This is a genomic window from Micromonospora sp. NPDC005710 (genome assembly GCF_040630995.1).
In the GTDB taxonomy this organism is placed as follows: Bacteria; Actinomycetota; Actinomycetes; order Mycobacteriales; family Micromonosporaceae; genus Micromonospora.
Map to the genome: position 1 here is coordinate 37,209 of NZ_JBEXYP010000019.1, position 25,876 is coordinate 63,084.

The following is a 25,876-nucleotide window of genomic DNA, read 5'->3' on the forward strand; positions in this document are numbered from 1 at the left end:
GAGGTGGCCACCGAACCGGTCGACCTGACCGCCGCCGACCTGCACCCGGCGCTCGGTGACCCGGCGCTGACCTCGATGAACTTCCTCAACGAGGTGTCCGAACGGTATCCGGCCGCGGTGTCCCTCGCGGCCGGTCGGCCGTACGAGGAGTTCTTCGATCTGGCGGCGGTGCACCGGCACCTGGACACCTTCCACAGGCACCTCGTCGACGACCTGGGACACCAGCCCGAGCAGGCCCGGCGGCTGCTGTTGCAGTACGGCCGGACCAAGGGCATCGTGCACCACCTGATCGCCCGCAACCTCGCTGTCGACGAGGGGCTCACGGTCGACCCGGAGGACGTCGTGGTGACCGTCGGCTGCCAGGAGGCGATGTTCCTGGTGCTGCGGGCGTTGCGGGCCGGGCCGGCGGACGTGCTGCTCGCGGTCGCCCCGACCTACGTCGGACTGACCGGGGCGGCCCGGCTTGTCGACCTGCCGGTCTGGCCGGTCGCCGGTGGTCCGTCCGGGGTCGATCTGGCCGACCTGGCCGCTCAGGTACGCCGAGCCCGGGCGGCGGGGCTGCGGCCGCGCGCCTGCTACGTGATGCCGGACTTCGCCAACCCCTCCGGCGTCAGCATCGACACCGCCCACCGGCAACGGTTGCTGGACCTGGCCACGCAGGAGGATCTGCTGCTGCTGGAGGACAACCCGTACGGCCTGTTCCACAGCGACGACGGGCCGCGCCCGCCCACCCTGAAGGCGTTGGACACCGGGCGGCGGGTCGTCTACCTGGGCTCGTTCGCCAAGACCGTGCTCCCCGGCGCCCGGGTCGGTTACGTGGTGGCCGACCAGCGGGTGGCTGGCCCGGACGGACGGGTCGGCCCGCTCGCCGACCAGCTCGCGATGATCAAGAGCATGGTCACTGTGAACACGTCACCGATCGCGCAGGCGGTGATCGGTGGCCGGCTGCTCGAGCACGGGTGCAGCCTGGTGACCGCGAACACCCGGGAGCGATCCGCGTACAACCGGAATCTGCGCCACCTGGTGGCCGGCCTCGCCCGGCGCTTCCCGGACCGGCCGGGGGTGGTGCGGTGGACGGTGCCGGCCGGTGGGTTCTTCGTGGTGGTGACGGTGCCGTTCCCGGTCGACGACGCGCTGCTGGACCGCTCGGCGCGCGACTACGGGGTGCTGTGGACGCCGATGGCGCACTTCTACGACGACACCGCGCCGGTGTGCGCGTTGCGGTTGTCGGTGAGCGCCGTCACACCGGAGCAGATCGATGTCGGGCTGGATCGCCTCGCGGCGCTGATCACCGACGAGCTGACCCGTCGGGCGGGTTGACACAGCGCGTTCATCGGATGGCAATGCGCGACGACCCGCGTGCGGCCGTCCTGGGTGGACGGTCATAATGAGCCGCATGGTTGCCTGGGAGTACGCCCTGCTCGTCCGTCGCTATCAGGGACAGGGCCGCAATTTTCACGTCTCGTTCGTCTGGTATGCGCCGGACGGGTCCCGCAAGGACATCACCGCCTACGGCGACACCGCCATCGCGCACCTCAACCGCGCCGGTCGCGAGGGGTGGGAGCTGGTCTCGGCGGCCGAGGACGTCAACAACGTCCAGGGCAGCACCGAGGTCCACCGCTACCACCTGAAGCGCCCCTTGGGCTGAAGCCCCGCCCCGGGGCGCCGCCGCCCGTCCGCGTCGATCATGGAGTTGTGGTGGTGGACAACAGCCGCTGACCACACTGATCCGGGCACCACAACTCCATGATCGACACGAGTCGGCTCGGCTCAGCTCAGGTCGACGCCGGGGTAGAGCGGGTACGTGGCCAGCAGATCGGTGGCCTGCCGGGCGACCTTGTCGGCCAGGCCCGCGTCCAGGGTGTACTTCGCCTTCGACGGGGTGCCGTCGGCGTTCGCCCCGGCGGTGGTCTGGGTCAGCACGGTGTGGATCAGCTCGGCGGTCTGGTCCATCTCGGCGGTGCCGAGACCCCGGGTGGTCAACGCCGGGGTGCCGATCCGGATGCCGGACGTGTACCAGGCCCCGTTCGGGTCCTGCGGAACCGAGTTGCGGTTGGTGACGATGCCCGAGTCGAGCAGCGCCTGCTCGGCCTGCCGGCCGGTGAGCCCGTAACCGGACACGTCGATGAGCACCAGGTGGTTGTCGGTGCCGCCGGTGACAAGCGTCGCGCCCCGACGCAGCAGACCCTCGGCGAGGGCCTGCGAGTTGTCCACGATCCGCTGGGCGTAGTCGGCGAAGTCGGGCCGGCGGGCCTCCGCGAGCGCGACCGCCTTGGCGGCCATCACGTGTGGCAGCGGACCGCCGAGCACCATCGGGCAGCCCCGGTCCACCTGGTCGGCCAACTCCGGCTGGCAGAGCACCATGCCGCCGCGCGGGCCGCGCAACGACTTGTGCGTGGTGGTCGTGACGATGTGGGCGTGCGGCACCGGGTCGAAGTCGCCGGTGAACACCTTGCCGGCCACCAGGCCCGCGAAGTGCGCCATGTCGACCATGAAGGTGGCGCCGACCGAGTCGGCGATCTCGCGCAGGATCCGGAAGTTCACCTTCCGGGGGTACGCCGAGTAGCCGCCCACCAGGATCAGCGGCTTGAACTCGCGGGCCGCCTCGGCCACCCGGTCGTAGTCGATCAGGCCGGTCGCCGGGTCGGTGCCGTAGCTGCGCTGGTCGAACATCTTGCCGGAGATGTTCGGCCGGAAACCGTGCGTGAGGTGGCCGCCCGCGTCCAGCGACATGCCGAGCATCCGCTGGTTGCCCAGCTCGCGGCGCAGCGTGAACCAGTCGGCCTCGGTGAGGTCGTTGACCTGGCGGACCTGGGCCTTCTTCAGGGCGGGGGACTCCACCCGGTCGGCCAGCACCGCCCAGAAGGCGACCAGGTTGGCGTCGATGCCCGAGTGGGGCTGCACGTACGCGTGCGCGGCGCCGAACAGTTCCCGGGCGTGCTCGGCGGCGAGCGCCTCGACGGTGTCGACGTTCTGGCAGCCGGCGTAGAAGCGGCGGCCGACGGTGCCCTCGGCGTACTTGTCGCTGAACCAGTTGCCCATCGCGAGCAGGGTCGCCGGGGAGGCGTAGTTCTCGCTGGCGATCAGCTTGAGCGACTCCCGTTGGTCGGTCAGCTCGGCGCCGATGGCATCGGCGACCCGCGGCTCGACAGCCCGGATCACCTCAAGGGCACTGCGGAATGCGGTGGACTCGGCGTTGCGGGACATGCGACCTCCAACAGAACGTGCGGGAAGGCCCAGGCGCTCGGCAGACGTCCACGTGACGAGGCCGCTCCCCGATGGTTGTCCATCCCCACGCGCCAGTAACGGCCCGAGCCGATCCTACCGGGCCGGAACCGGCCGTTCGGGCCGCCCTCCGGGAGGCGACCCCGCCGACGTGGTTGGGCGTTGCGTCGCGGGGCACACAAAAGGTGACCACCGCGCCGTCACGGGTGCGGCCAGGGTTCGCACAGAAGGAGTCGAGAACATGGCCACACCCACCACCGACCGACCGCTCGCCCTGGTGACCGGGGCGTCCAGCGGAATCGGGTACGAGCTGGCGGCGCAGTTCGTCGCGCACGGCTTCGACCCGGTGATCGCGGCCAGGGCTTCGCGGCGATGATGAAGGGAGAATCAGACGGTCACCGCCGGCTCCCTGGTGAACAAGGTGCAGACCGCCGCCGGCAAGATCATTGCGGACAAGCTGAAGTCCGAGCAGCACCGCCGGATGGCCGAGCCCGGCTCAGCAACCTGACCCCGCCCTCACCCCTCCCCCTTCTTCCCCGCGCGATCTTGCACTTTCTGTTGTTGGTTTGCGGCGATTCGTGCCTTTCGTCGCGACAGAAAGTGCAAGATCGCGGGCCGGGGCCGGGGCCGGGGTGGGGTGGGGTGGAGGGCTTTTGGTTGGGGCGGGCGAAGGGCCCGGCGGATGCCGGGCCCTTCGGGGGTGCGCGGTGACTCTCAGGCCGTGACCGCGTCCACTGCCTTCTTGATCGCCTTGGGGTCGGTGGGGGTGCGGGGAGCGTCCGCGCGCAGCGCGATCATCTTCTCGCCGATCTCCTGGAGCTGCTTACGGCCCAGCGCGTCGCGGACCTTGGGGAACCACTCTTCCTCTTCCTCCTCGACGTGGTGGGTGACGTTCTCGATCAGCACCGTCGTCTTGGCGTTGAACCGCTCGTCGCCCGCGTCCATGCTGGCCAGTTCGGCGCAGAGCACGTCGGCGACGTGGTGTTCCTCGTACGACTCGAGGATGTCGTCCTCCAGGTCGGGCAGCAGTCGGCGGACCTCCGGGTACATCACCTCGTTCTCCAGATAGGTGTGCACCGTCAGTGCCTCCAGGATCTGGTCCACCAGCTTCTGCCGCTGGCTCGCCGGCCCCTCCTCGGCGTCCTGGAAGGCCTTGAACAGCCGGCGCATCTCCTTGTGGTCCTCTTTGAGCAGGACGATGGCATCGGTCGACACCGGTATGACCTCCCTGAAAAGTCTGGCTGGTGGGGTTCCGGTACCCCCACGTCGCACGCGGAAACAGGTGAAACCGCCTCAGACCATCGCCAGGGTGCGCGGGATCTCGTCGAGCAACTCGCGGGCCAAAAAGCCGATCCGGCCGTAGCGGGGGATCAGCCGTTGGCCGCTCACCGAGTGCGCGAACGAGCCCCAGCAGGCCGCCTGGGCCGGGTCGGCGCCCCTCGACAGCAGGCCTGCCAACAGCCCGGCGAGCACGTCTCCGCTGCCGGAGGTGCCCAGCCCGGCGTCGCCGCTCTCCTCCCGCCAACGCCGTCCGTCCGGTGCGGCCACGTGCCCGTACAGGGACACGACGGCCTCGTACCGGGCGGCCAACTCGGCCGCCTCGGCGTCCAGGTCGTCGCCCGGGTCCCGCCCGAGCAGGTGCCCGGCCTCGGTGACGTTGGGGGTGAGCACCACCGGCCGGCCCGACCCGACCAGCAGGTCCGGTGCGTGGCTGAGGGCACCGAGGGCGTACGCGTCGAGCACCAGTGACGTGTCCGGACGGGCCGCCTCCAGGACCAGGGCGAGCAGGCGGTTGGTCTCGTCGATCGCTTTCAGGCCGGGGCCGAGCGTCACCACGTCGGCCTCCGTGACAAGGGCACCGAGTTGGCCCTCCCGGTCGGCGGCCACCGCGCCGTCCGCGGTCTCCGGCAGACCGATCACCAGCGCTTCGGGCACCTGGATGCTCAGCGCGGCGGCGCTGGACTCGGCGGCGGCCAGTTGGAGCACCCCGGCGCCGGCGCGCAACGCGGCGACCCCGGCGAGCAGCACCGCACCCGGGGTGAAGCGGGAACCGCCGACCACCAGAACGGTGCCCCGGTTCTCCTTCCCGCCGACCGGCACCGGCAGCGCCCAGTCGCGCAGCAACGCCGGCGTGATCACCTTCACCTCAGACCGGCTCGGCATGGATCTCGTCCTCCCTGGTGGGTTGGGCGCCCTGCTGACGCAGGTGCTCGACATGGTTGAAGGCGGTGAGCGTCAGCCGGTCCTCGCTGTCCGCCGACCACTCGGTGATCGAACAGTTGGCGATGACGTCCTGCCGGGTGAGCGCCATCAGCTCGTCCTCGGTCAACCCCTCCACCAGATAACGAAGCAGGAAGACCAGCGCGTCGTGACCGAAGAGCAGCACCCGGCAACCCTCGTGGTCCCGGCGCAGGTCGCCGAGCAGCGTCCGCAACCGCAACGCCACGTCCGTCCAGGACTCCCCGCCCGGCGGTCGGTAGTAGAACTTCCCCAACCGCTCCCGGCGGTGGGCCTCGTCCGGGTAGCGTCGCCGCACCCCGTGCCCGGTCAGCCCGTCGAGGATGCCCAGCTCCCGGTCACGTAGCCGCTCGTCGCGGTGCACGGGAATGTCGGTGCCGGCAAGCGCCAGCCGGGAGGTCTGCACCGCCCGCAGGTATGGCGACACCACCGCGACGTCCGGACGCTTCGCGTCCGGCAGTTGGGCCAGCCAACGGCCGGTGGCCCGCGCCTGCTCCTCGCCGGTAGCGGAGAGCGGCACGTCGGCGTCGCGGTGGGTGAGGTCGATCAGCTCCGCGCCCGACGCCTCGGCGTTCGTCGCCGCGACGTTCGCGGTGCTCTCGCCGTGCCGGACGATCCAGAGGGTTGCCAGTTCCGCCATGCGGCCCCCCTACCCGGCGCGAGCGTCCGGTAATCGGACCGCCGCCCGCTGGCTAGCGGCGGCTCTGCCAGGGACGCAGCCCTACCCGGGGTGTCGACTCGTCGCGCCGGCGGAAGAGATACGTGAAGGACAGTGCGGCCAGGGCCAGGAGTACGGCTCCCGTCCAGGCCCAGGGAACCGTCGGGGCGGGGTGACGAACCGCGAGGACGCCCAGCACCGGCGCGGCGGCGACGAGGAGGGACAGGGCGGTCGTGCTGACGGTTTGGCGAAAGCGTGCCGAGATGGCGAAGCTCGACCGGTCGTAGACGAGCAGGGATGCGCCGAAGAGGGCTGCGGCAGCCAGGGCGACGCCCACCGAGGAGGTGATCTTCGCGAAGGTGACCGGTAGGGCGATGAGGAACGGGAAGACACCACCGAACTCCGACAGCACGTTGCCCCACTTGGTGTACCGGCCGAAGCTGTTGGTGCGCAGCCGGGCCAGCTCACCGGAGGTGTTGGCATAGATGATCAGCGACGCGGTGGTGGCCAGGGCGGAGCACATCAGCAGCACCCGCACCCCGTCGGGATAGGCCGGGGAGGTGAACGACAGGCCGAGCACGAACGCGATCGACGCCAGGATGCCGCTGGAGAAGGCGATCCCGGCGGCGCTCTCGTCGGACTGCAGGGCCGCGAAGTCGTCCTTCTCGAACCGGGACAGTTCCAGGGCCGGCCCGGCGGGGAGGTTCACCAGCCCGGTGATGACGTTCTGCTCGCCGGCCAGCAGGGTGGCGATCTGCGCCGACGCGGCAACCGGGATCAGGTAGCGCTCGTCGGCGTCGACGTACTCCACGCGCGACTTGTGCTGGCAGTAGTAGCGGTCGCGTCCCGGGCCGAAGTAGTCCGGGACGATGGTGCGCACGACGAACCCGCGGGACAGCAGCAACCCGAGCATGGCCAGGTTCTCCGGGCTGGTCACCGTGGAGATGGTCGGGTGGGGTTGCACCCCGACCGTCCGTGCCCGGGCGACGAAGTCGTCGAGCAGTGCCGCGCCCACACCGGTGCGCCGGTGATCCGGGTGCACCCCGAGCCCACTCAGATAGAGGTGATGGGCGCTCGGCAACTCGTACTGGAGGAAGCCGACGATCTCCGTGCCGGCGCGGACCACCCGGACGTGCCCGGCGGCGACGCCGTTCTCGATCTCGCTCGGCGCCGCTGGCTCGTGCGTCGGGTCGCCGGGCGGGAAACAGAGCGCGTCGAGGGCGAGCAGGGCGGGGATGTCCTCGGCCGACGCGTCGTCGATCTGGACGGTGGGTGCCCCGCCCGATCTGGTCTTCTGCTGGCGCACGACGCCATACTGCCCCACCGGGTCAAGGGGTTCGATCGACGCCGGCCGGTGCCCGGCCGGGGCCTTCGAGCCGCTGTGGTGGTCGCGGTCGGGCCGGTTCGCGGTGGCTGGCGGCGACTCCGTCGTTCGGTCGGGAATGGCGCTGATGGTGGTCGGTGCCCTGCTGACGACCTGACCGCCGGGTACCCTCGGTGGCGTGGCAACGCCCGCGGAGGAGATCCAGGTGGGGGAGCGGCTGGTCCGCGTCTCCAGCCCCGACAAGCCGTACTTCCCGGAGCGTGGGCTGACCAAGTTGGACGTGGTCAGGTACTTCCTGGCGGTGGGCGACGGCATCCTGCGGGCGCTGCGGGACCGGCCGACGATGCTGGAACGGTGGCCCCGCGGTGTCTTCGAGGGCGCGACCATCGCCACCCGGCAGACCAACCGGGGTGACGCGTTCTACCAGAAGCGGCTGCCGGCGGGCGCGCCCGAGTGGGTGCGGACCGCGCACATCACGTTCCCCAGTGGCCGTACCGCTGATGAGATCGCGCCGAGCGAGTTGGCGGTGGTCATCTGGGCCGCCAACCTGGGCACCCTGCGGTTCCACCCGTGGCCGGTGACCGCCGGCGACGTGGAGCGTCCCGACCAGTTGCGCATCGATCTGGACCCGATGCCCGGCGTCGGTTTCGAGCAGGTGGTGCCGGTGGCGCACGAGGTGCGGGCGTTCCTCGCCGAGCTGGGCATGACCGGCTACCCGAAGACCACGGGTGGTCGGGGCCTGCACGTCTACCTGTCGATCGAGCCGCTGTGGAGTTTCGGTGACTGCCGGCGGGCGGTGCTCGCCCTCGGCCGGGAGATGCAGCGCCGGCTGCCCGACCTGGTCACCACCACCTGGTGGCGTGAGCAACGGGACCGGCCGGTCTTCGTCGACTACAACCAGATGGCCCGGGACCACACCGTGACCTCGGCGTACTCGATCCGGCCGACGCCGGCCGCGCTGGTCTCCGCGCCGCTGGACTGGTCGGAGCTGGATGAGGTCCGCCCGGAGGACTTCGACGTGCTGAGCATGCCGGCCCGGTTCGCCGAGCGCGGCGACCCGCACGCCGGCCTGGACGGGGACCGGCACTCGCTGGAACCGCTGCTGGAGCTGGCCGACCGGGACGGGCTGGAGGCCCCGCCGGAGCGCTGAGCCCAGCGGTCACGCCCAGGGGCTGCCCGCCCCGTCGAACTCCTCGAACACCAGCCAGGTGCGGGTGGACAGCACCCCGGGGATGCCCTGCACCCGGCCCAGCACCACGTCACGCAGCGCGGCGTTGTCCGGCGCACGCACCAGCGCGAGCACGTCGTGGTCACCGCCGAGCAACGCCGCGTGCTCGATGTAGCGCACCTGGGCCAGCTCGGCCGACACCTCCCGCCAGGTGTTCTGCTCGATGGTCAGGGCGATGTACGCCGAGGTGCCCAACCCGGCGGCCTCGGGCGCCACCTGGGCCCGGAACCCGGTGATCACCCCGTCGCGGAGCAACCGTTCCACGCGCGCGTACGCGTTCGTGCGGGAGATGTGGATGCGTTCGGCGAGGGTGCGCACCGACGTCCGGCCGTCGCGGACCAGCTCGTCGAGGATCCGCCGATCCACCTCGTCCAACGTTCGGGCCGATCGTCCCGATCCCGTGCCCCGGCTCGCTTCGTCGGCGGTCTCCTGGCTCACCGCTGGGCCTCCCGCATGCCAACCGTCCCGCCTTCTGTGTCGATCTTGAGTCAATCATCCACAAGCGGAAGCATAGGCTCACCACACGTCCCAGGAGGTTCCGCCGTGACGACCACTCCCCAGGCGGTCCGCAGGGCATCCCCGCGCACCCGTCGAACGGTCACCCCGCCCGACCCGGCGCGCTCGTTGCTACCGGACGCCGAGCCGGTCCGCCTGCTCGCCGAGAACGGCACGCCGCTGCCCGCCCGCGCCGACTACCCCGAACCACCCGCCGAGGTGCTGCGCGAGATGTACCGCCGGATGGTGCTCGGCCGCCGCTTCGACACCCAGGCGACGGCGCTGACCAAGCAGGGCCGGCTCGCCGTCTACCCGTCCTCCCGAGGTCAGGAGGCCTGCCAGGTCGGCGCGGTCCTCGCGGTCCGCGACACCGACTGGGTCTTCCCCACCTACCGCGAGTCGATGGCGCTGGTTGCCCGAGGCATCGACCCGGTCGAGGTGCTGACCCTGCTGCGCGGCGACTGGCACTGCGGCTACGACCCGACCGAGGTACGCACCGCACCGCAGTGCACCCCCCTCGCCACCCAGTGCGTGCACGCCGCCGGCCTGGCATACGGCGAGGCGTACCAGGGTCGCGACACGGTGGCGCTGGCCTTCATCGGCGACGGTGCCACCAGCGAGGGCGACTTCCACGAGGGGATCAACTTCGCCGCCGTGTTCAAGGCGCCGGTGGTCTTCTTCGTGCAGAACAACAGGTACGCGATCAGCGTCCCGCTGTCGCGCCAGACCGCCGCGCCGTCGCTCGCCTACAAGGGCGTCGGGTACGGCGTACCCAGCGAGCAGGTCGACGGCAACGACCCCGTCGCGGTGCTCGCCGTGCTCACCCGCGCGGTCGCCCACGCCCGCGCCGGCAAGGGGCCGTTCCTCGTCGAGGCGCACACCTACCGGATGGAACCGCACACCAACGCGGACGACGCCACGCGTTACCGTGACGGCGCCGAGGTCGACGCCTGGCGGGACCGGGACCCGGTCGCCCGGCTGGAGACCTACCTGCGCGCCCGCGGTGTGCTCGACGACGCGGCGGTCGCCGAGATCGCCGAGCAGGCCGAGGCGTACGCCGCGGACCTGCGGCCCCGGATGAACGAGCAGCCGACCGTCGACCCGCTGAGCCTCTTCGACCACGTCTACGCCGAGCCCACCCCGCAGCTGATCGAACAGCGTGAGCAGGTTCGTGCCGAGCTGGCCGCCGCGCACGCCGAGGAGAGTGACGCCTGATGGCCACCACCATGGCGAAGGCTCTCAACGCGGCGCTCGCCGACGCGCTCGCCGCCGACGACCGGGTCGTCGTCTTCGGTGAGGACGTCGGCGCGCTCGGTGGCGTCTTCCGGATCACCGACGGCCTGCAGGCCCGCTTCGGCGAGAAACGGTGCTTCGACACCCCCCTCGCCGAGGCCGGCATCGTCGGCTTCGCCGTCGGTCTGGCCATGTCCGGCCTGCGCCCGGTGGTCGAGATGCAGTTCGACGCGTTCGCGTACCCGGCGTTCGAGCAGATCGCCTCGCACGTGGCGAAGCTGCGTAACCGCACCCGGGGGGCGCTGAGCGTGCCGATCGTCATCCGTGTGCCGTACGCGGGCGGGATCGGCGGGGTCGAGCACCACTGCGACTCGTCCGAGGCGTACTACGCGCACACCCCCGGGCTCAAGGTGGTCACCCCGGCGACCGTCGACGACGCGTACTCGCTGCTGCGCGAGGCGATCGAGGACCCCGACCCGGTGGTCTTCATGGAGCCCAAGAAGCTCTACTTCGCCAGCGACGAGGCGTCCCTGCCGACCCGCACCGAGCCGTTCGGCCAGGCGGTCGTGCGGCGGCCCGGACGCGACGCCACCCTGGTGGCGTACGGGCCGGCGGTGCCGGTCGCGCTGGAGGCCGCCGAGGCAGCCCGGGAGGAGGGGTGGGACCTGGAGGTCGTCGACGTGCGCACCATCGTGCCGTTCGACGATGCCACGATCACCGCCTCGGTCCGCCGCACCGGTCGGTGCGTGGTGATCCAGGAGGCGCCCGGCTTCGCCGGCGTCGGCGCGGAGATCGCCGCCCGGGTGCAGGAGCGCTGCTTCCACGCGCTGCACGCCCCGGTGCTGCGGGTCGCCGGGCTGGACATCCCGTACCCGGCGCCGATGCTCGAGCACACCCACCTGCCCGGTGTGGACCGGGTGCTCGACGCGGTGGCCCGTCTCCAGTGGGACGACCAACCGGACGCGCGTTGGGCGGCGGCATGACCATCGTCGAACGGACGCAGGTCTTCCTCCTGCCCGACCTGGGTGAGGGGCTGAGCGAGGCCGAGATCGTCGAGTGGCGGGTCGCCGTGGGTGACGTGGTCACCGTCGACCAGAGCGTGGTCGAGGTGGAGACCGCCAAGGCCGTCGTCGACGTGCCCTGCCCGTACGCCGGCCGGGTGGTCACCCTGCACGGCGCGGCCGGTGAGGTACGCCCGGTCGGCCAACCATTGATCACCATCGCGCCGCTGGACGGGGGCGACGAGCCCACCGGGCACGCCACCTACCGCGAGGAGGAGCGGGCCGGCTCGGGCAACGTGCTGATCGGGTACGGCACCGGGCACGGCGGCGCCACCCGCCGTCGGCGTCGACCCCGCCTGGCGGTGGCCCCCGAACCGGCCGACGTCGGCCCGGCGGCCGGCGCCGTTACCGAGGCGTCCGGCGACCCGACCCGGTCGCCCGCCGCCCTGGTCATCTCGCCCATCGTGCGGCGGCTCGCCCGCGAGCACGGCGTCGACCTCGACACGGTGCGGGGCACCGGACCCGGGGGAGTGATCCGCCGCGCCGACGTGGAGGCCGCGCTGAGCGCGCCCGCCGCCCGGCTCGCCGCCGTGCCGGACCCACAGGTCGGGTCGGCCCCGGTCGGCGACGGCGACGTGATCGTCCCGCTCACCGGCGTCCGCAAGGTGATCGCCGACAAGCTCTCCCGCAGCCGGCGGGAGATCCCGGAGGTGACCATCTGGGTCGACGTGGACGCCACCGGCCTGCTGGAGACCCGCGCCGCGATCAACGCGGCGACCCCCGACGCGCCGGTGAGCATCCTGGCCCTGCTGGCCCGGATCTGCCTCAGCGGGTTGCGCCGGTTCCCGCAGCTCAACGCCCGGGTCGACACCGAAGGACAGCGAATCATCCAGTCCGCCGGGGTGCACCTCGGCATCGCCGCGCAGACCGACAGAGGTCTGCTGGTGCCGGTGCTGCGCGACGCCCAGCGGCTCACCACCGCCGAGCTGGCCGCCGAACTCGCGGCGACCACCGCCGCCGCGCGGGCCGGCAGCCTGCCCCCGGCCCGGCTGACCGGCGGCACCTTCACCCTCAACAACTACGGGGTGTTCGGCGTCGACGGCTCCACGCCGATCATCAACCACCCCGAGGCGGCCCTGCTCGGGGTCGGGCGGATCGTGGACAAGCCGTGGGTGGTCGACGGCCAACTCGCCGTCCGCAAGGTCACCCAGCTCAGCCTCACCTTCGACCACCGGGTCTGCGACGGCGGGGTGGCCGGCGGCTTCCTGCGGCACGTCGCCGACTGCGTGGAGCGCCCGGCGCTGCTGATCGCCGCCGTCTGACGCGTACCCCCTCGGCCCCGGCGCTGCCCGAACGGCGCCGGGGCCGACACACGTCCGGGCCTCGCGGGCGGCGGGCACGGGTCGGGGTTTCCGGCCGGCGGGCACGGCCGGGGTTTCCCGGCGGCCGCACCGGGAAGTCGGCCCCGCCGGAACGCACCGGACGCGTCGAAGGGAGCCGGCCTGTGGCCGTGGCGAACGAGCTGCTACTGAACTCGGTCCGGGTACGACGGCCCGCCTCGGCCGGCGCCCCGCTGTACTGCGACGCGCTGGAGTACGGGCTGACCGGTGACGGCGCGACGAACGACCAGCCGGCGCTCGCCGCCCTGGTGGACCGCCTCGGCGCCGGGTACGCGTCCGACGGGCGAGCCCGGGTCATCTACTGCCCGCCGGGCATCTACTCGATCCGGGACGCGGGCACCGTGTGGCGCAGCGGTGTGTCGCTGATCGGCGCCGGCCCGGCGGCGACCCGGTTCATGCTCAGCAACGAGGGCAACCGGGCCGACCCCACCCCGTTGGCGTTCTGGACCACAGTGCAGCACGGCGCCGACCGGGACCGGCACATCGCCGACTGCACCTTCTCCGACTTCCAGATCGACGGCTCCGGCGTCGCCATGGCCGAGTACAACTACCTGGCCAAGGGCCTCGGCCTGCAGTACGTGGTGCGGGGCGTCTTCCGCAACCTCTACATCCACCACACCGCCGCCACCGGTCTGGGCTGCGACTTCCTCCAGGACTCCCTGATCGACGGCGTGGTGGTGGTCGGCTGTGGCCGACTGGACAACGGCGAGCAGATGGGCGGCGCCGGCATCGGGATCGGCATCGGCGGCTGGGGTGCGGTGGAGCGGCTGACCATCGCCAACTGCACCGCGCTGGCCAACGGCACCAACGGCATCTTCCTGGAGTTGCAGAAGGACTACTGGTCGCCGCCGCGCGGCTACCGCATCATCGGCTGCCACAGTCAGGGCAACCGCTTCGGCATCTCCGACTGGGGCGCTGACGGCCTGATCGTCTCCGCCTGCACGATGACCGGGAACCTGGAGACCGGGTTCGACGTGTCGGCGCAGGGCACCTCCGCCGTGGCCGGTCGCGGCGGGCTGCTCACCGACTGCGTCATCGACGGCAACATGTGCGACGGGGTCAGCATCGGCAACAGTCCCGGCCCGTACACCGTCCGGGGCAACCGGATCAGCGGCAACGGTCGGTACGGCTACCACTCGCACGACTTCGGGCGCGGGTACCGGGGCTCCGTGCGGGACGTGGTGATCGAGAGCAACGAGTTCTGGGGCAACGGCCTCGACGCGATCCGGATCGACCACCAGATGACCGACGCGGTGGTGCTGAACAACCGGATCCGCAACAACGGACGGCAGTACGGCGAGGGCGCCGGCGGCACTGGCGACGGCGTCCGCTACAGCGAGCGGTGCCTGGTGGACCGGTCGGCCAACTGGCCGCACGACGGACACCGGGGCAAGGTCCTGCGGGTCGGGAAGGCAGTGGCCATGGTGGCCTCCAACACCGGCGACGAAATCACCCTCGCCCCGGTCCGCCCGGACGCGTTCACCGCGTGGAGCGGGGACGTGCCCCCGCCGGGATGCGGATACGAACTGGCCGCCGCCCCGAAGCTGCGGGCCGGCATCACCATCAACGCGCCGTTCGACTCGGCCACCGTCCGGGGCAACCGGATCTGGGACAACCACGACAACCCCACCCAGACGCACGGCCTCTGGATCACCGAGCGCGGCAGTTGCGTGGACTGCCGGGTCGAGGACAACGACCTGGCCGGCAACGCCGACGACGGAATGCGACTGGACACCCCGCCGGTGAGCGGACGGTGGCGGGACAACCACGTCGACAGCGGCTGGAGCTGACCGGCCCGTCGGGCGCTCGGCCCTCAATGACGTGCGGCGGCGGCCGGATCGCTCCGGCCGCCGCCACTGTCTCGGTTGAGCTAGCTGGTCAGCCAGCCAGACCGGCCACCGGCGTCGGGTCGAGGACCACCGTCACCGAAGCGGACTGCGCGGGTACGCCCGGGTCGGTCGGCGCGTCGGTGTACTCCGCCACGAACACCGCGGTCAGGTTGTCCGCGCCGCTGTGCCCACCGTCCAGGAAGGTGGGAATGGTGCCGGAGCAACCCGTCGACGTGGACAGCGGGTGCCCGTGCTCGTCGTGCCCGAGCACGTAGGTGACCTTCACCCGGGAGCAGTCCACTGGCAGGTCGTCGGTGACCTTCACCTCGTACGCGACCGTCTGCCCGAACTGGAACGGCTGCCCGGCCTCGGGGGTGACGAACTCGATGACCGGCGCGGTCGGCCCGACGACGAGCGGCAGTGATGCCGAGGCGGACCGTCCGGTGCGGTCGGTGACCTTCAATGTCGGCAGGTACGAGCCGTTCTCCGGGAACGTCCAGGTCGCGTTCGGGTTGGTGCTGTCCACCGAACCGTCCGCGTTGAAGTCCCACGCGTAGCTCAGCTTGTCACCGTCCGGATCGGTCGTGCCGGCGCTGGAGAAGGACACCGTCAGCGGAGCCTGCCCAACGGTCGGCGTGCCGCTGATCTTCGGGATCGGCGTGCGGTTGCCCCGGACGAAGTCGATCCGGGACAGCTGGGCGTCCGGGTTCTCGGCGAAGTAGCCGTCGCCGTACTCCAGGACGTAGAGCGCGCCGTCCGGGCCGAACTCCATGTCCATCGGGTTGTCCACCACCAGCGACGGTGCCACCGGACGGATGTCCGCGACGTCGCCGTCGGAGTCGAGACGGAACTCCTTGATGTAGTCGCGGGTCCACTCGTAGAACAGCGGCACCCCGTCGTAGTAGGCCGGCCAGCGGGTACGCGACGTGCTGGTGCCGTCGTACTCGTACGCCGGGCCACCCATCGGGGCGATGCCGCCGGTGCCCAGCTGCGGGAACTCGGCCGAGGGGGCAGCCGCGTACCAGACCTCCGGCTGCTCGACCGGAGGCAGCACGCGCTTGCCGGTGTTGTGCGGCGAGTCGTTGACCGGGCGCGCGCAGTTGAACTTCGCGCCGGACTCGCCGGTGGCGAAGTCGTAGTCGCGGTAGGCGATCGTCGGCGTCACGCAGTACGGCCAGCCGTAGTTCGCCGGCTTGTCGACGCGCATCCACCGGCCGTGACCGGCCGGGCCTCGCTCCGGGTTCGGGTTGGAGGCGTCCGGCGAGTAGTCGCCCACGTACACGTCGTCGGTCCGCCTGTCGACGGCGAACCGGAACGCGTTGCGCAGCCCCATCGCGTAGATCTCCGGACGCGTCTGCGCAGTGCCCGGCTTGAACAGGTTGCCGGACGGCACCGTGTAACCGCCACCGGCCTTCACCTTGATCCGCAGCAGCTTGCCGCGCAGGTCGTTGGTGTTCGCCGCGGTGCGCTGGGCGTCGTACGCCGGGTTGCGGTCGGCCCGCTCGTCGATCGGGATGTAGCCGTCGGAGGCGAACGGGTTGGTGTCGTCACCTGTCGACAGGTACAGGTTGCCCTTGCTGTCGAAGTCGATCTGACCGCCGACGTGGCAGCAGATGCCCCGGTCGGTCGCCACGTCGATGATCTGCTGCTCGCTGGCGAGGTTCAGCTTCGTCCCGTTCAGCTTGAACCGGGACAGCCGCAGCGCGCCCTTGAACCGCTGCCAGTCCGCCTCGGTGCCGGTCTCCGGCGCGTCGCCCTCGTTGACGCCCGGGGTCGCCGGGTCGTCGACCGGAGTGTCCAGCGGCGGCGAGTAGTACAGGTACACCCACTTGTTCTGGGCGAAGTTCGGGTCGATGGCGACCCCCTGCAACCCCTCCTCGTCGTGCTCGTACACCGGAATGTCGGCGGCGAGGGTGTTCAGGCCGGTGCGCGGGTCGTGGATGCGGACCTCACCGGTGCGGGAGGTGTGCAACACCCGCAGGTCGGGCAGGACGGCGAGGCTCATCGGCTCGCCCGGGAAGTCGTTGAGTGTGACTTTCTGGAAGCTGCTGTCCGGCGGTGGGGCCGGCGCTGCCGCCGCCGCCGACGGTGGAACGGCCAGACCGGCCGTCACCAGCAGCAGTGCGGACGCGAATGCGGTCCTTTTCATCAAGTGAGTCCCCCGGGTGGTTTCAGTACCGAAGTGAGGCGAGATAGTCGAAGCCGACGCGAGCGGTGTCCAGGGCGTCGGCGGGGGAGCGCGGCGCGGTGCCCGCGTCGTCACGCTCCACGATGTACTCCTCGATGCCGGCTTCCCGCTCGTGGGCGAAGATGCGGCCGAAATCGATAACGCCGTCGCCGAGGTCGGCGAAGCCACCCTCGACGTCGAGGTCCTTGACGTGCACCTGGCGGATCCGGCCACGGTTGGCCCGGATCACGTCGACCGGGTCGTGCGCACCCCGCCAGGTCCAGTAGAGGTCGAGCTCGAAGTGGACCAGCCGGGGATCGGTCTGGGAACTGAGGATGTCGAACCCGGTCGAGCCGCCGGTCAGCGGCACGAACTCCAGCTGGTGGTTGTGGTAGCCGAAGTCCAGCCCCGCGCGTTCGGCGAGCCGGCCGGCGCGGTTCAGGTCCCGGGCCAGGGCCCGGTAGACCGCGGGGTCCCGGATCGGCTGACCGCTCGCGTCCCGACCGAAGTACGGGTGGACGATCTTCTTGCAGCCCACGATGTTGGCGTCGGCGAGCGCCTGTTCCCAGGTGGCCTCGTCGAACGGCTGCGGGATGCCGACGTGTCCGGAGGTGGACCGCAGCCCGGCCTCGTCGAGCGCGGCCCGGAACTGTGCGGCGGTGCGTCCGACGAACCCGGCGTGCTCCACCCGCCGGTAGCCGATGCGGCGCAGCCCGTCCAGGGTTCCGGGCAGGTCGGCGGCCAGCTGGTCGCGCAGCGTGTAGAGCTGGATGCTGATCCGGTCGACCGGCACCCGACGCCGGCCCTGGGCCTGTCCGGTGGAGGCGGCGGGCGCGGCGACGGCCGGGCCGGCGAACAGGCCGGCGGCGCCGACGGCGGCCGCGGAAACGGTCGCGGCGCGCAGCACTCCACGCCGACTGACCGGCTCGGAGGCCGGTGCCGGCCCCGGTCGGTTGAGTTGTTGATCCATGGTGGTGGTCCCTTCCTGACGGCTGGTACGCCGTCGGCGGCGGTCGACCTGACTGCCGTCTGCCGGACGCGCCGAACCGGCCGGAGGCGGGCTCCGGCTGGACGGTGAGGAACAGCGCGCGGGTGCGGCCCGGACCCATCGGGGGGCGGAACGCGGCGACCCGGCAGGGGTGGCGGCAAGTTGATCGACGAATGGGCAACCCTCTATCTAGATCCAGACCTTACCCTTGCTTCCGGACGAAGGCAAAGCTTCGTCGCGTTCGGCAGAAGTTTCGCTTCAAATGACAAAAGTCGGCCCCCGAGGTGCGCCACCGGGCCTGACCTTCTCCTTCCCTCGCCCGCTGCGACGCGCCCCGCCCACCGCACCGACCCCGCCACCCAGTGGCCCCGCCCGCAGCCGGCGCGTGATCGACTCGGCTTCACGGAAGTCGCGGTATCCCGGTCGGCCGGACACCCCGACATCAACGAACCCGAGTCGATCAAGCGCGGCCGACCACACCGGTATCCCAGATCCGGCCACGCGCGGTTCGAGGGCGGCCGGAGGCAGGTCCGCGTCGCTCCCCACCGCCTGAGCATTCGGACAGTCGAGGTCGGGTCGCTCAAGCGGAGCAGAGCGCACGACACGGGTCGGTTGATCCCCTGTTCCGCCAACCGGAACATTGTTGGAAAATGCGCCGATAAATGCGCCGCCGATTATTCCGAATGCCGCAAATGGTCTGCTCGGGCGGGCAAGAATGTGGCGGAGGGAAGTCGAAAACGGGGGGATGAAACATGACGTCTAGGCGGCGATTGACGCTGTTGGCGGTAACCATCGCGGCCGCACCACTCGTCCTGGGTGCGTGCACCGCCGACCGGGGTTCGGCGACCGGTTCGGCCAAGAAGCACGCCGCCGCGCCGGAACTCGCCGTGACACCGGGGGACAAGGCCCGGGACGTCCCGATCAGCGCCGAGGTGGGCACCGTGGTCAAGAACGGGCGGGTCACCGGCGTACGCCTCACCGATGACAAGGGCAAGCAGGTGAACGCCGAGCCGCGCGACGACGGTTCGGGTTGGGTGCCGAACGCTCCGCTGCAACCGCGACGGACGTACACGGCCGAGGTGACCGCGACAGGTGACTCGGGCGCCACCACCACCCGCACCACGACGTTCACCACGATGGCCAAATCGACCAAACCGCAGATCACCAGCACTCTCTATTTCAACGGCAATCGGACGTACGGCACGGCGATGCCGGTAACGGTGGCGTTCGACCCGGGAATTCCGAAAGCGGCCAGAGCGGATGTTCAACGCCGGTTGTTCGTGAAGACCAATCCACCCCAGCCGGGTGCCTGGTCGTGGCTCGAGGATGGAAGTCAGGTCTATTACCGGGCACCCGATTTCTGGAAGCCGGGTACGACAGTGAGCGTTCGCGCCGGTCTGGAGGGTCTGCCGATCGGAAAGGACCGGGTCGGCGACGCGGAGCGGACCGCGACCTCGAAGATCGGACGACAGGTCTCGTTGGAGATCGACAACGCCACCAAGCAGATGACGGTGCTGCGCGACGGCAAGCAGGTTCGCCGGATCCCGGTCAGCCTGGGTAAGCCGAGCACGCCGAGTTCCAGCGGCAAGATGGTGATCATGGAGAAGCACGAGCGGGTCACGTTCGACACCCGGGGTGAGCCGAACGGTGGCTACGTGGTCGACGTCGACGACGCCCAGCGCTACACCTGGGGCGGCGAGTTCATCCACTCCGCCCCCTGGTCCGAGGGGGACCAGGGCAACACGAACGTCTCGCACGGGTGCGCGAACGTCTCCGCCACCGCCGCCGACTGGTTGATGGGGGTGACGCAGGTCGGTGACCTGGTCACCGTGAAGGGCACCGAAGTGGAGTTGCAGCCGGGCAACGGCTGGACCGCGTGGAACGTGAGCTGGGACGAGTTCGCCCGCGGCAGCGCCCTGCCGGTGCCGCCCGGCCTCAAGCCGGCTCCGGTCGCTCCGGCGCACCCGGGCGCGGTGGCCGGCGGGTCGCCCGCACCGGCGCCCTCGGTCAGCGGTCGCTGAGACACCCCGAGCGGCAGAACGGGCCGGCCCGCCACCACGGCGGACCGGCCCGCCCGTAGCCGGAAGATGGACACCCCATCGCGTCGATCTTGCACTTACTGTCCCGACATGGAAGACATTCCACGCATAACGGCGACGGGAAGTGCAAGATCGATGGAACGGGGGTGGGGGCGGGGTGTCAGGGCAGGGGTACGCGGGCGACCCCGGAGCCGGTCAGGCTGCCCAGCCAGAGATGGTCGTCGTGCTGGCGTACCCCGGTGATCATCGAGTAGTGCCCGCTCGGACCGTGCAGCGTCCGGCGGACCGCGCCCGCGTCGTCGACCAGGGCGACCAGCCCGTAGCGGCGGGGCTGCGGTTGCATGGCGTCGGGCAGCAGCGCGGCGATCTGGCGCAGCCGCGGATGGGGCAGCAAGCGCTCGGCGATCGGCACCCGTGGGCTCGGTAGCGCGATCCAGTACGTCCCGTCACCCACCGAGGCGAGGTTGTCCGGGTACGCGGGCAGGTCGGCGAGGACCCGCACGCCGCCGCTCAGCTCGACGCGCAGCAGGCGGTGCGTGCTGGTCTCCACGAGCATCAGCGCCGACTCGTCAGGGGTCAGCGCGATCCCGTTGGGAAAGTACAGCCCGTCGGTCACCACCTCGGTGCGGCCGCTGCCCGGGTGGTGGGCCAGCACCCGGCCGTTGGGGCGGTGTTCCAGCAGGTCCCGCTTCCAGTGGGAGACCGGGAACCGGTCGGAGCTGTCGGTGAAGTAGATGGTGCCGTCACGGCCCACCGTCGCGTTGTTGGCCAGGTGCACCGGGGGTGCCGTCCCGGTCAGTTCGCGAACCCCGCCGTCCGGCGTGACCCGCAGCAACCCGCGGTACGCGTCGCAGACCACCAGGGCCTCGCCGGACGGGTCCAGTTCGATGCCGAGCGGACGGCCACCGGTCTCGGCCAGCAGCCGGGGTTCCGTGCCGGCGGGCGCGTCGACCGGCCACCACCAGAGCCGACCGTCCTCGTCGCCGCTGATCACCCGCCCGGCGTCGTCGACAAGGACGTCCTCGGGGCCGACCGCACCGGCGGGCAGGGGGAACAACTCGGCCTGGTCGAGCCGGCGGTCGGTGGGGGCCCAGGCCCCGGCAAGCGCCGGTGGGCTGGTCGCCGGCTCGCGGACGGGGCGGATCAGCCGGGGCGGACGGGGCCGGGGGATCAGCATCGGCCTATTCTCCACCCCGGTGCCGGCCGACCTCCGGGTTCCGCGCCCGCGCGGCGTGCCGCCCGGGCCCCCGGGACTCCACCCCGAGAGGGAGGCGGGGAGCCTCGGGGTATGCCCCTGGGCGTACCCGGAATCACTCCGCGGAGGGGCGAAAGTGTCGGTGGTGCCGGCTAGATTTCTCAGCATGGAACAGCACAGCGACCGGCTCGACGTGCAGGTCAGCGTGGGTGACCAGATGGTCCTCGTGCGGGTGGCCGGCGAGGTCGACATCGCCACGGTGGCCGCGTTCCGGTCCGCGCTGTGGTCGGCACCGGCGCGCCCGGTGCTGCAACTGGAGATGTCCGGGCTGCGGCTGCTCTCCGCCGCCGGTGTCCGCACGCTGCTCGCCGCGCATCTGCGCGTGCGGGCCTGCGGTGGCGAGCTGGTCCTGGTCGACCCGAGCCCGGTGGTGGCGCGGGTGCTGCGCGTCAGCGGGCTGCACCGCGTGATGCCGATCCTGGAGCTCGTCCCGCCGATCGAGGCCGCGCGCCGCCCCGTGGTCGCGACCACCGACCTGCAACTGGCCGCCTGACCCCGACCGGCAAGTCGGCCCTCACCTGACCGCCTGGTCCCGGTGGACGAGGTCGCCCCGCCGCCACTCGTGGGCGCTGTGTGGGGCCGCCGGCCTGATCCGGCGACCCCGACGATCGGTCAGCGCACGCCGAGCAGGTCGACGACGAAGACGAGCGTCTCGCCCGGCTTGATGACGCCACCGGCACCCCGGTCGCCGTACCCCAGGTGCGGCGGGATGGTCAGGCGGCGGCGACCGCCGACGCGCATGCCGGCGACGCCCTGGTCCCAGCCGGCGATGACCTGACCGCCGCCGAGCGGGAAGTCGAACGCGTCGCCCCGGTTCCAGGACGAGTCGAACTCGGCACCCGTGGAGTGCGAAACGCCCACGTAGTGCACGCTGACCAACTGGCCCGGCTCGGCCTGCGGGCCGTCGCCCACGGTGATGTCCTCGATCACGAGGTCGGCCGGCGGTGCACCCTCGATCGGACCAACCTCGGGCTTGCCCGAACGGGCGCCTGCTGCCTGGGTCATGCGGGGATCTCCTGCCGTGTTGGGTGATGTGTCCGGTCGTCGTCGATCCTGCCGGATCACCCCTCACCGATGTGCGGCGGACCCGCAACCTGCTCTGCACGCCCATCCGCCGTCCACCGTCGGTGGCGCCGAGCGCGACGGTTCGCGGCGCCCGACCCGAGTGCGACTTCGGCGGACCGTCCGATACCGGGTGGGGTGTTCACCTAGGCTCGGACAAGGCCGGCGGGCCTGGTTCACGGGCGGTGCGCGGTGGTCGATGCGGAGGGCCTCGGTGGCTGAGGCGATGGTCGCGGTCCCGCTGTGGGCCTGGGCGGCGGTCGGCGCGGTGATCGCGGTGCTGCTCACCGTGGACGTGCTCCTGCACCGGGACAACCATGTCATCGAGCTCCGCGAGGCGCTGCTGTGGAGCGCGGTCTGGATCGGCGCGGGCCTGGTGTTCGGGTTGGTCGTCTGGTGCGGCCTGGGCGACGACCCGGCCATCGCGTACTTCTCCGGCTACCTGCTGGAGAAGGCGCTCTCGGTGGACAACGTCTTCGTCTTCGCGCTGCTCTTCGGCTACTTCCAGGTGCCGCCGGGCTACCAGCACAAGGTGCTGTTCTGGGGTGTCGTCGGTGCGCTCGTCTTCCGGCTGCTGTTCATCTTCGCCGGTGCGGAGCTGCTGGAACGGCTCACCTGGGCGGCCTTCGTGCTGGGCGCGTTCCTTATCTGGACCGGCTGGCGGCTGGCCGTACGAGGGAAACCGGACGTCGACCCGGAACGCAACCTCGTGGTGCGGGTGTTCCGGCGGTTGGTGCCGACCGACGCCCGATACCACGGCGACCGCTTCACCGCCCGGGTGGCCGACCGACGGGTGGCGACGTTGCTACTGGTGGCGCTCGTCGCCATCGAGGCCACCGACGTGGTCTTCGCCATCGATTCGGTGGCGGCGATCCTCGCCATCACCACGAACACCTTCCTGGTCTGGACGGCCACCGCGTTCGCCGTCCTGGGGCTGCGCAGCCTCTACTTCTGCCTCGCCGGCCTGCTGCGACACTTCGGCTACCTGCGGTACGGGCTCGCGCTGCTGCTGGCCTTCGCCGGGCTGAAGCTGATTCTCGCCGAGACGCCGGTGGGCAAGCTGCCGGTCTGGTTGACCCTGGCCGTGGTGGTGGTGACGCTGGCGGTCTCCATCGGCGCCAGCACGATGGCCGCCCGCGGCCGGCCCGCCGGCTGAGCTGCCGGGCCGGCCCGCCGGCTGAGCTGCCGGGGCGTGGCGTTGCGCCGGGTCGCGTCGTGAGCGTCGGGCGGCGGTCGGGGGTCAGCCGACCAGCACCGGCCGGGACAGCTGGTCGGCGAGCAGCGCGGGTGCCTCGGCCAGCGACGGGCCGTACCAGGTGAGGTGCCGGCCGGAGAGCAGGGCGCACGGTACGCCGGGAAACGCCTCCGGCCCGTCGTCGGCGGTGAACCGGTACGGCTCGTCGGGCAACACCACCAGGTCGGGCTCGCTGTCGCGTAGCTCGGTGAGGGTAGGACGGGGATACCGCTCGGGGTGCCCGTCGTAGGTGTTCAGCACGCCGAGGCGCCGCAGGACGTCGCCGGCGAACGTGTCGCCGCCGAGCACCACCCACGGTCGTCGCCACACCGGCACCACCGCTCGGCGGGTCGACGCCGGCCGGGGTGGCGTGGCCCATGCCCGTCGGGCGGCCCGGAGCCAGTCCGGCTCGGACGGCGCACCCAGCTCGGTCAGCAGGTCGCCCAGCTCGGTCAACGCGCCGGGGACGGTCTGCGGATAGGTGACCCGCACCGGTACACCCGCCGCCCGCAATGCCTCCGCGTCGGCCTTGCGGTTCTCCTCCACGTTCAGCAGCACCAGGTCCGGCCGCAGGGCGCGCACCCGGTCCAGATCGGGGTACTTGCTGCCGCCGACCCGGGTCACGTCGAGCCCGGCCGGGTGGCTGCACCATTCGGTGGCCCCGACCAGCACACCCGGCACTGTCAGCGCCACCGCCTCGGTCAGTGACGGCACCAGCGACACCACCCGCACCCGCGTACCTCCGTTCGCCGCCCGCACCGATCATGCCCCCTCGGGTGGGCGTCGGGTCAGGGGTGGCCGGGCTCGATGCGGGCGGTCACGTCGAGGTGGGCGGGCTGGCAGCCGGTCGTCGCCGCGAATCGGCGGACCGCGGCGCGCACGTGCTCGCGTACGCCGGCGGCCCGCGCGTCGGCGGTGAGGTCCACCCGGATCCACACGTCGGGGTGCGGTGGCGCGCCGGTGAGCACCACCCGGGCCCGGCGTACCCCGGGGTTGCCGGTCAGGTCGCGGACCAGCGCGTCGGTGAGGACGTCGGCGGCCAGTCGGGTGCGGCCGGGCCGGCGCCCGGGGTGGCTCAGGGTGCCGCGCAGCGTGCCGTCCGGATTGCGCAGCTCCCCGGCCAGCAGGCGCTGCCCGGCCAGCGCGAACAGCAGGCCGGCAACGGCAGCGGCCAGGGTGCTCCACGGTGCGGCCATCCGCCACCTGTCGATCAGGTCGGCGCCCAGCAGCAACGCCGTCGGGTCGGTGCCGGGCAGCGTGCCGAGGCTGGCGGCCAACGCCGTCGCCCCGCCCGCCACCAGCAGCAGCGCGATGATCGTCCACAACAGTCGGTGCCCGGCGTTTGTCACGCCGTCCGCCGACGAGGCGACAGCCGGACGTCTATCCGGGCGGGACGGGGCGCGGTGAGGCGGTGCAACTCCTGGTGCACGGCGAACTCGATCTCCGTCCGGGCGGCCGGGTCGCCGGTCGCCTGGACCCGTGGACGCCACTGGCCGCCGCGGCGTCGGACCCGCACCCGGGCGCGCCGGATGCCCGGTACCGCGCTGACGGCGTCGGCGAGCCGCCGCTCCACACAGCGTCGGTGCAGGTGCCAGCCGTCGTGGTCGTGGGTACGGAGGCGATCCGGCGTCCAGCGGCGCAGCTGGGCCACGAGGACGGCCAGGCCCAGCAGGAGCGCCCCGCCCGCGATGATCCGGACGGTGGGGTCCCGCCACCGGGTGCCGCTCAGCGCGTCGAACCAGCCGGTGGTGTCGAGCGGCGTCGGGTGGTGCAGGGTGAGCAGTAACGCCTGGACGGCCACCGCCGCCCCGCCGATCAGCAGGACGGTCGCCAGCAGCAACGAGGCAACCCGGTTGGCGGCGCGCATCTCAGTCGTCCTCCGGCACGGCGGGGTGCCCGTCGACGCCGGGAACGAGCAGGTCATCGACGGTGACTGTCACCACCGCCACGCTGAGCCCGGTCCGGGCGGCCACCCGCTCGGCGACCACCGCCCTTACCGTCTCGGCGATCGTCGGCACGCTGTGCCCGTACCAGGTGATCAGATGCAGGTCGAGTGCGACGGACCCGTCGTCCAGGCGGACCGCCGCCGGACGGACGACGGACACGCCAGGTACGAGGCTGGCCGCCTGCACCGCGATCTGTGCGACGTCCGCGGCGTCGCCCGGACCGGTCGCGGCCAGTTCGGTGCGAGGGTTCGTCCCCGTGGACGGGCGGGTGGTCATCGGCGTCGCCGAGCGTCGGCGCGGCGGTCGCCGAGACCTGTCACCGCGAGGTCACCGTCGAGCACCCGGACGACCAGCCAGCCGAGCAGACCGGCGAGCACGGCGAGGGCGGCCACACCGAGGCCGGCGAGCGCCCAGACCGCCACGGCGAGGAACCCGGCGAGGAAGCCGAACTGCTGTCGCGACATGGTCACCTCCGAGCCGGTCGGGTGCCGGCGGTGGCTGGATACACCCGGTGGCCATCCCTGGAACGTCGGCGCTACTGTGATCCCGGTCAC

At 71.7% G+C, this 25,876-nt stretch carries 26 protein-coding genes and 1 riboswitch; of the genes, 11 read left to right on the forward strand and 15 right to left on the reverse strand.

From position 1 onward, the window contains the following. Positions 1 to 3: 3 nt before the first annotated feature. Positions 4 to 1,320 (forward strand): PLP-dependent aminotransferase family protein, encoded by a 1,317-nt coding sequence (locus ABZ406_RS23490; protein ID WP_357765381.1) that lies wholly within the window; start codon positions 4 to 6, stop codon positions 1,318 to 1,320. A 67-nt stretch (positions 1,321 to 1,387) separates the two neighbouring features. Next, complete coding sequence (locus ABZ406_RS23495) at positions 1,388 to 1,648, forward strand: hypothetical protein (protein WP_357765384.1); 261 nt, start codon at positions 1,388 to 1,390, stop codon at positions 1,646 to 1,648. 122 nt (positions 1,649 to 1,770) lie between these two features. On the opposite strand, the gene ABZ406_RS23500 is transcribed toward ABZ406_RS23495, so the two are convergent. After that, entirely contained in the window at positions 1,771 to 3,207 is a 1,437-nt protein-coding gene (locus ABZ406_RS23500; RefSeq protein ID WP_357765387.1) for a glycine hydroxymethyltransferase, read from the reverse strand. A gap of 20 nt (positions 3,208 to 3,227) precedes the next feature. Next, positions 3,228 to 3,317, reverse strand: a riboswitch (ZMP/ZTP riboswitch). Positions 3,318 to 3,466: 149 nt separating this feature from the next. Here ABZ406_RS23500 and ABZ406_RS23505 point away from each other — a divergent pair. Next, on the forward strand, positions 3,467 to 3,601 hold the full coding sequence (locus tag ABZ406_RS23505) for a hypothetical protein (protein WP_357765390.1): 135 nt from the start codon (positions 3,467 to 3,469) through the stop codon (positions 3,599 to 3,601). Positions 3,602 to 3,939: 338 nt separating this feature from the next. Here the strand turns inward: ABZ406_RS23505 and ABZ406_RS23510 are convergent, their stop codons facing one another. The 4 genes from ABZ406_RS23510 to ABZ406_RS23525 all read right to left on the reverse strand — a co-directional run bounded on the left by ABZ406_RS23510 (position 3,940) and on the right by ABZ406_RS23525 (position 7,427). Then, positions 3,940 to 4,440 carry a hemerythrin domain-containing protein gene (locus tag ABZ406_RS23510; RefSeq protein WP_357765393.1) on the reverse strand — a complete coding sequence of 167 codons (501 nt, stop codon included), beginning with the start codon at positions 4,438 to 4,440 and terminating at the stop codon, positions 3,940 to 3,942. Positions 4,441 to 4,518: 78 nt separating this feature from the next. Beyond that, complete coding sequence (locus tag ABZ406_RS23515; protein WP_357765396.1) at positions 4,519 to 5,388, reverse strand: NAD(P)H-hydrate dehydratase; 870 nt, start codon at positions 5,386 to 5,388, stop codon at positions 4,519 to 4,521. After that, positions 5,372 to 6,103: a histidine phosphatase family protein gene (locus ABZ406_RS23520; protein WP_357765399.1), complete on the reverse strand. Its 732-nt coding sequence runs from the start codon at positions 6,101 to 6,103 to the stop codon at positions 5,372 to 5,374. Before ABZ406_RS23520 ends, ABZ406_RS23515 begins: the two co-directional genes overlap by 17 nt. A 52-nt stretch (positions 6,104 to 6,155) precedes the next feature. After that, positions 6,156 to 7,427, reverse strand: coding sequence for an N-acetyltransferase (locus tag ABZ406_RS23525; protein WP_357765402.1), 1,272 nt, complete (start codon positions 7,425 to 7,427; stop codon positions 6,156 to 6,158). Positions 7,428 to 7,623: 196 nt separating this feature from the next. On the opposite strand from ABZ406_RS23525, the gene ABZ406_RS23530 reads away from it, so the two are divergent. Then, entirely contained in the window at positions 7,624 to 8,595 is a 972-nt protein-coding gene (locus ABZ406_RS23530) for a DNA primase small subunit domain-containing protein (protein ID WP_357765404.1), read from the forward strand. A gap of 9 nt (positions 8,596 to 8,604) precedes the next feature. On the opposite strand, the gene ABZ406_RS23535 is transcribed toward ABZ406_RS23530, so the two are convergent. Further along, on the reverse strand, positions 8,605 to 9,111 hold the full coding sequence (locus ABZ406_RS23535; protein WP_357765407.1) for an Lrp/AsnC family transcriptional regulator: 507 nt from the start codon (positions 9,109 to 9,111) through the stop codon (positions 8,605 to 8,607). Positions 9,112 to 9,183: 72 nt separating this feature from the next. On the opposite strand from ABZ406_RS23535, the gene pdhA reads away from it, so the two are divergent. The 4 genes from pdhA to ABZ406_RS23555 all read left to right on the forward strand — a co-directional run bounded on the left by pdhA (position 9,184) and on the right by ABZ406_RS23555 (position 14,592). Then, entirely contained in the window at positions 9,184 to 10,383 is a 1,200-nt protein-coding gene (gene pdhA, locus ABZ406_RS23540; RefSeq protein ID WP_357765585.1) for a pyruvate dehydrogenase (acetyl-transferring) E1 component subunit alpha, read from the forward strand. Beyond that, complete coding sequence (locus tag ABZ406_RS23545; RefSeq protein WP_357765588.1) at positions 10,380 to 11,384, forward strand: alpha-ketoacid dehydrogenase subunit beta; 1,005 nt, start codon at positions 10,380 to 10,382, stop codon at positions 11,382 to 11,384. The genes pdhA and ABZ406_RS23545 overlap by 4 nt, the downstream gene beginning before the upstream one ends. Continuing rightward, positions 11,369 to 12,724 (forward strand): dihydrolipoamide acetyltransferase family protein, encoded by a 1,356-nt coding sequence (locus tag ABZ406_RS23550; RefSeq protein WP_357765591.1) that lies wholly within the window; start codon positions 11,369 to 11,371, stop codon positions 12,722 to 12,724. The genes ABZ406_RS23545 and ABZ406_RS23550 overlap by 16 nt, the downstream gene beginning before the upstream one ends. Before the next feature lie 188 nt (positions 12,725 to 12,912). Beyond that, positions 12,913 to 14,592: a right-handed parallel beta-helix repeat-containing protein gene (locus ABZ406_RS23555; protein WP_357765594.1), complete on the forward strand. Its 1,680-nt coding sequence runs from the start codon at positions 12,913 to 12,915 to the stop codon at positions 14,590 to 14,592. 88 nt (positions 14,593 to 14,680) lie between these two features. Here the strand turns inward: ABZ406_RS23555 and ABZ406_RS23560 are convergent, their stop codons facing one another. Further along, the gene (locus ABZ406_RS23560) at positions 14,681 to 16,780 is read right to left on the reverse strand and encodes a PQQ-dependent sugar dehydrogenase (RefSeq protein ID WP_357765410.1); all 2,100 of its coding nucleotides are present in this window, start codon (positions 16,778 to 16,780) and stop codon (positions 14,681 to 14,683) included. Between the two features lie 22 nt (positions 16,781 to 16,802). Continuing rightward, complete coding sequence (locus tag ABZ406_RS23565; protein WP_357765413.1) at positions 16,803 to 17,768, reverse strand: sugar phosphate isomerase/epimerase; 966 nt, start codon at positions 17,766 to 17,768, stop codon at positions 16,803 to 16,805. A gap of 770 nt (positions 17,769 to 18,538) precedes the next feature. Here ABZ406_RS23565 and ABZ406_RS23570 point away from each other — a divergent pair. Further along, complete coding sequence (locus ABZ406_RS23570) at positions 18,539 to 19,807, forward strand: Ig-like domain-containing protein (protein WP_357765415.1); 1,269 nt, start codon at positions 18,539 to 18,541, stop codon at positions 19,805 to 19,807. A gap of 178 nt (positions 19,808 to 19,985) precedes the next feature. On the opposite strand, the gene ABZ406_RS23575 is transcribed toward ABZ406_RS23570, so the two are convergent. Continuing rightward, complete coding sequence (locus ABZ406_RS23575; protein WP_357765418.1) at positions 19,986 to 21,002, reverse strand: SMP-30/gluconolactonase/LRE family protein; 1,017 nt, start codon at positions 21,000 to 21,002, stop codon at positions 19,986 to 19,988. Between the two features lie 184 nt (positions 21,003 to 21,186). Here ABZ406_RS23575 and ABZ406_RS23580 point away from each other — a divergent pair, with 184 nt between their 5' ends. After that, a complete protein-coding gene (locus ABZ406_RS23580; RefSeq protein ID WP_357765421.1) occupies positions 21,187 to 21,573 on the forward strand; it encodes an STAS domain-containing protein in 387 nt (128 codons plus the stop codon). 119 nt (positions 21,574 to 21,692) lie between these two features. Here ABZ406_RS23580 and ABZ406_RS23585 read toward each other — a convergent pair whose 3' ends face one another. After that, a complete protein-coding gene (locus tag ABZ406_RS23585; protein ID WP_357765424.1) occupies positions 21,693 to 22,085 on the reverse strand; it encodes an FKBP-type peptidyl-prolyl cis-trans isomerase in 393 nt (130 codons plus the stop codon). A gap of 283 nt (positions 22,086 to 22,368) precedes the next feature. On the opposite strand from ABZ406_RS23585, the gene ABZ406_RS23590 reads away from it, so the two are divergent. Continuing rightward, the gene (locus ABZ406_RS23590; RefSeq protein ID WP_357765597.1) at positions 22,369 to 23,298 is read left to right on the forward strand and encodes a TerC/Alx family metal homeostasis membrane protein; all 930 of its coding nucleotides are present in this window, start codon (positions 22,369 to 22,371) and stop codon (positions 23,296 to 23,298) included. 84 nt (positions 23,299 to 23,382) lie between these two features. Here ABZ406_RS23590 and ABZ406_RS23595 read toward each other — a convergent pair whose 3' ends face one another. Genes ABZ406_RS23595 through ABZ406_RS23615 form a run of 5 tightly spaced genes read right to left on the reverse strand, consistent with a single transcriptional unit; the run spans position 23,383 to position 25,786 of the window. Continuing rightward, complete coding sequence (locus ABZ406_RS23595; RefSeq protein WP_357765426.1) at positions 23,383 to 24,108, reverse strand: helical backbone metal receptor; 726 nt, start codon at positions 24,106 to 24,108, stop codon at positions 23,383 to 23,385. Positions 24,109 to 24,164: 56 nt separating this feature from the next. Continuing rightward, positions 24,165 to 24,725: a hypothetical protein gene (locus tag ABZ406_RS23600; protein ID WP_357765428.1), complete on the reverse strand. Its 561-nt coding sequence runs from the start codon at positions 24,723 to 24,725 to the stop codon at positions 24,165 to 24,167. Further along, positions 24,722 to 25,243 (reverse strand): DUF6286 domain-containing protein, encoded by a 522-nt coding sequence (locus ABZ406_RS23605; protein WP_357765431.1) that lies wholly within the window; start codon positions 25,241 to 25,243, stop codon positions 24,722 to 24,724. The genes ABZ406_RS23600 and ABZ406_RS23605 overlap by 4 nt, the downstream gene beginning before the upstream one ends. Before the next feature lies 1 nt (position 25,244). Beyond that, on the reverse strand, positions 25,245 to 25,598 hold the full coding sequence (locus tag ABZ406_RS23610; protein WP_357765434.1) for an Asp23/Gls24 family envelope stress response protein: 354 nt from the start codon (positions 25,596 to 25,598) through the stop codon (positions 25,245 to 25,247). Further along, positions 25,595 to 25,786 (reverse strand): hypothetical protein, encoded by a 192-nt coding sequence (locus ABZ406_RS23615; protein ID WP_357765437.1) that lies wholly within the window; start codon positions 25,784 to 25,786, stop codon positions 25,595 to 25,597. The genes ABZ406_RS23610 and ABZ406_RS23615 overlap by 4 nt, the downstream gene beginning before the upstream one ends. Between the last annotated feature and the right edge of the window lie 90 nt (positions 25,787 to 25,876).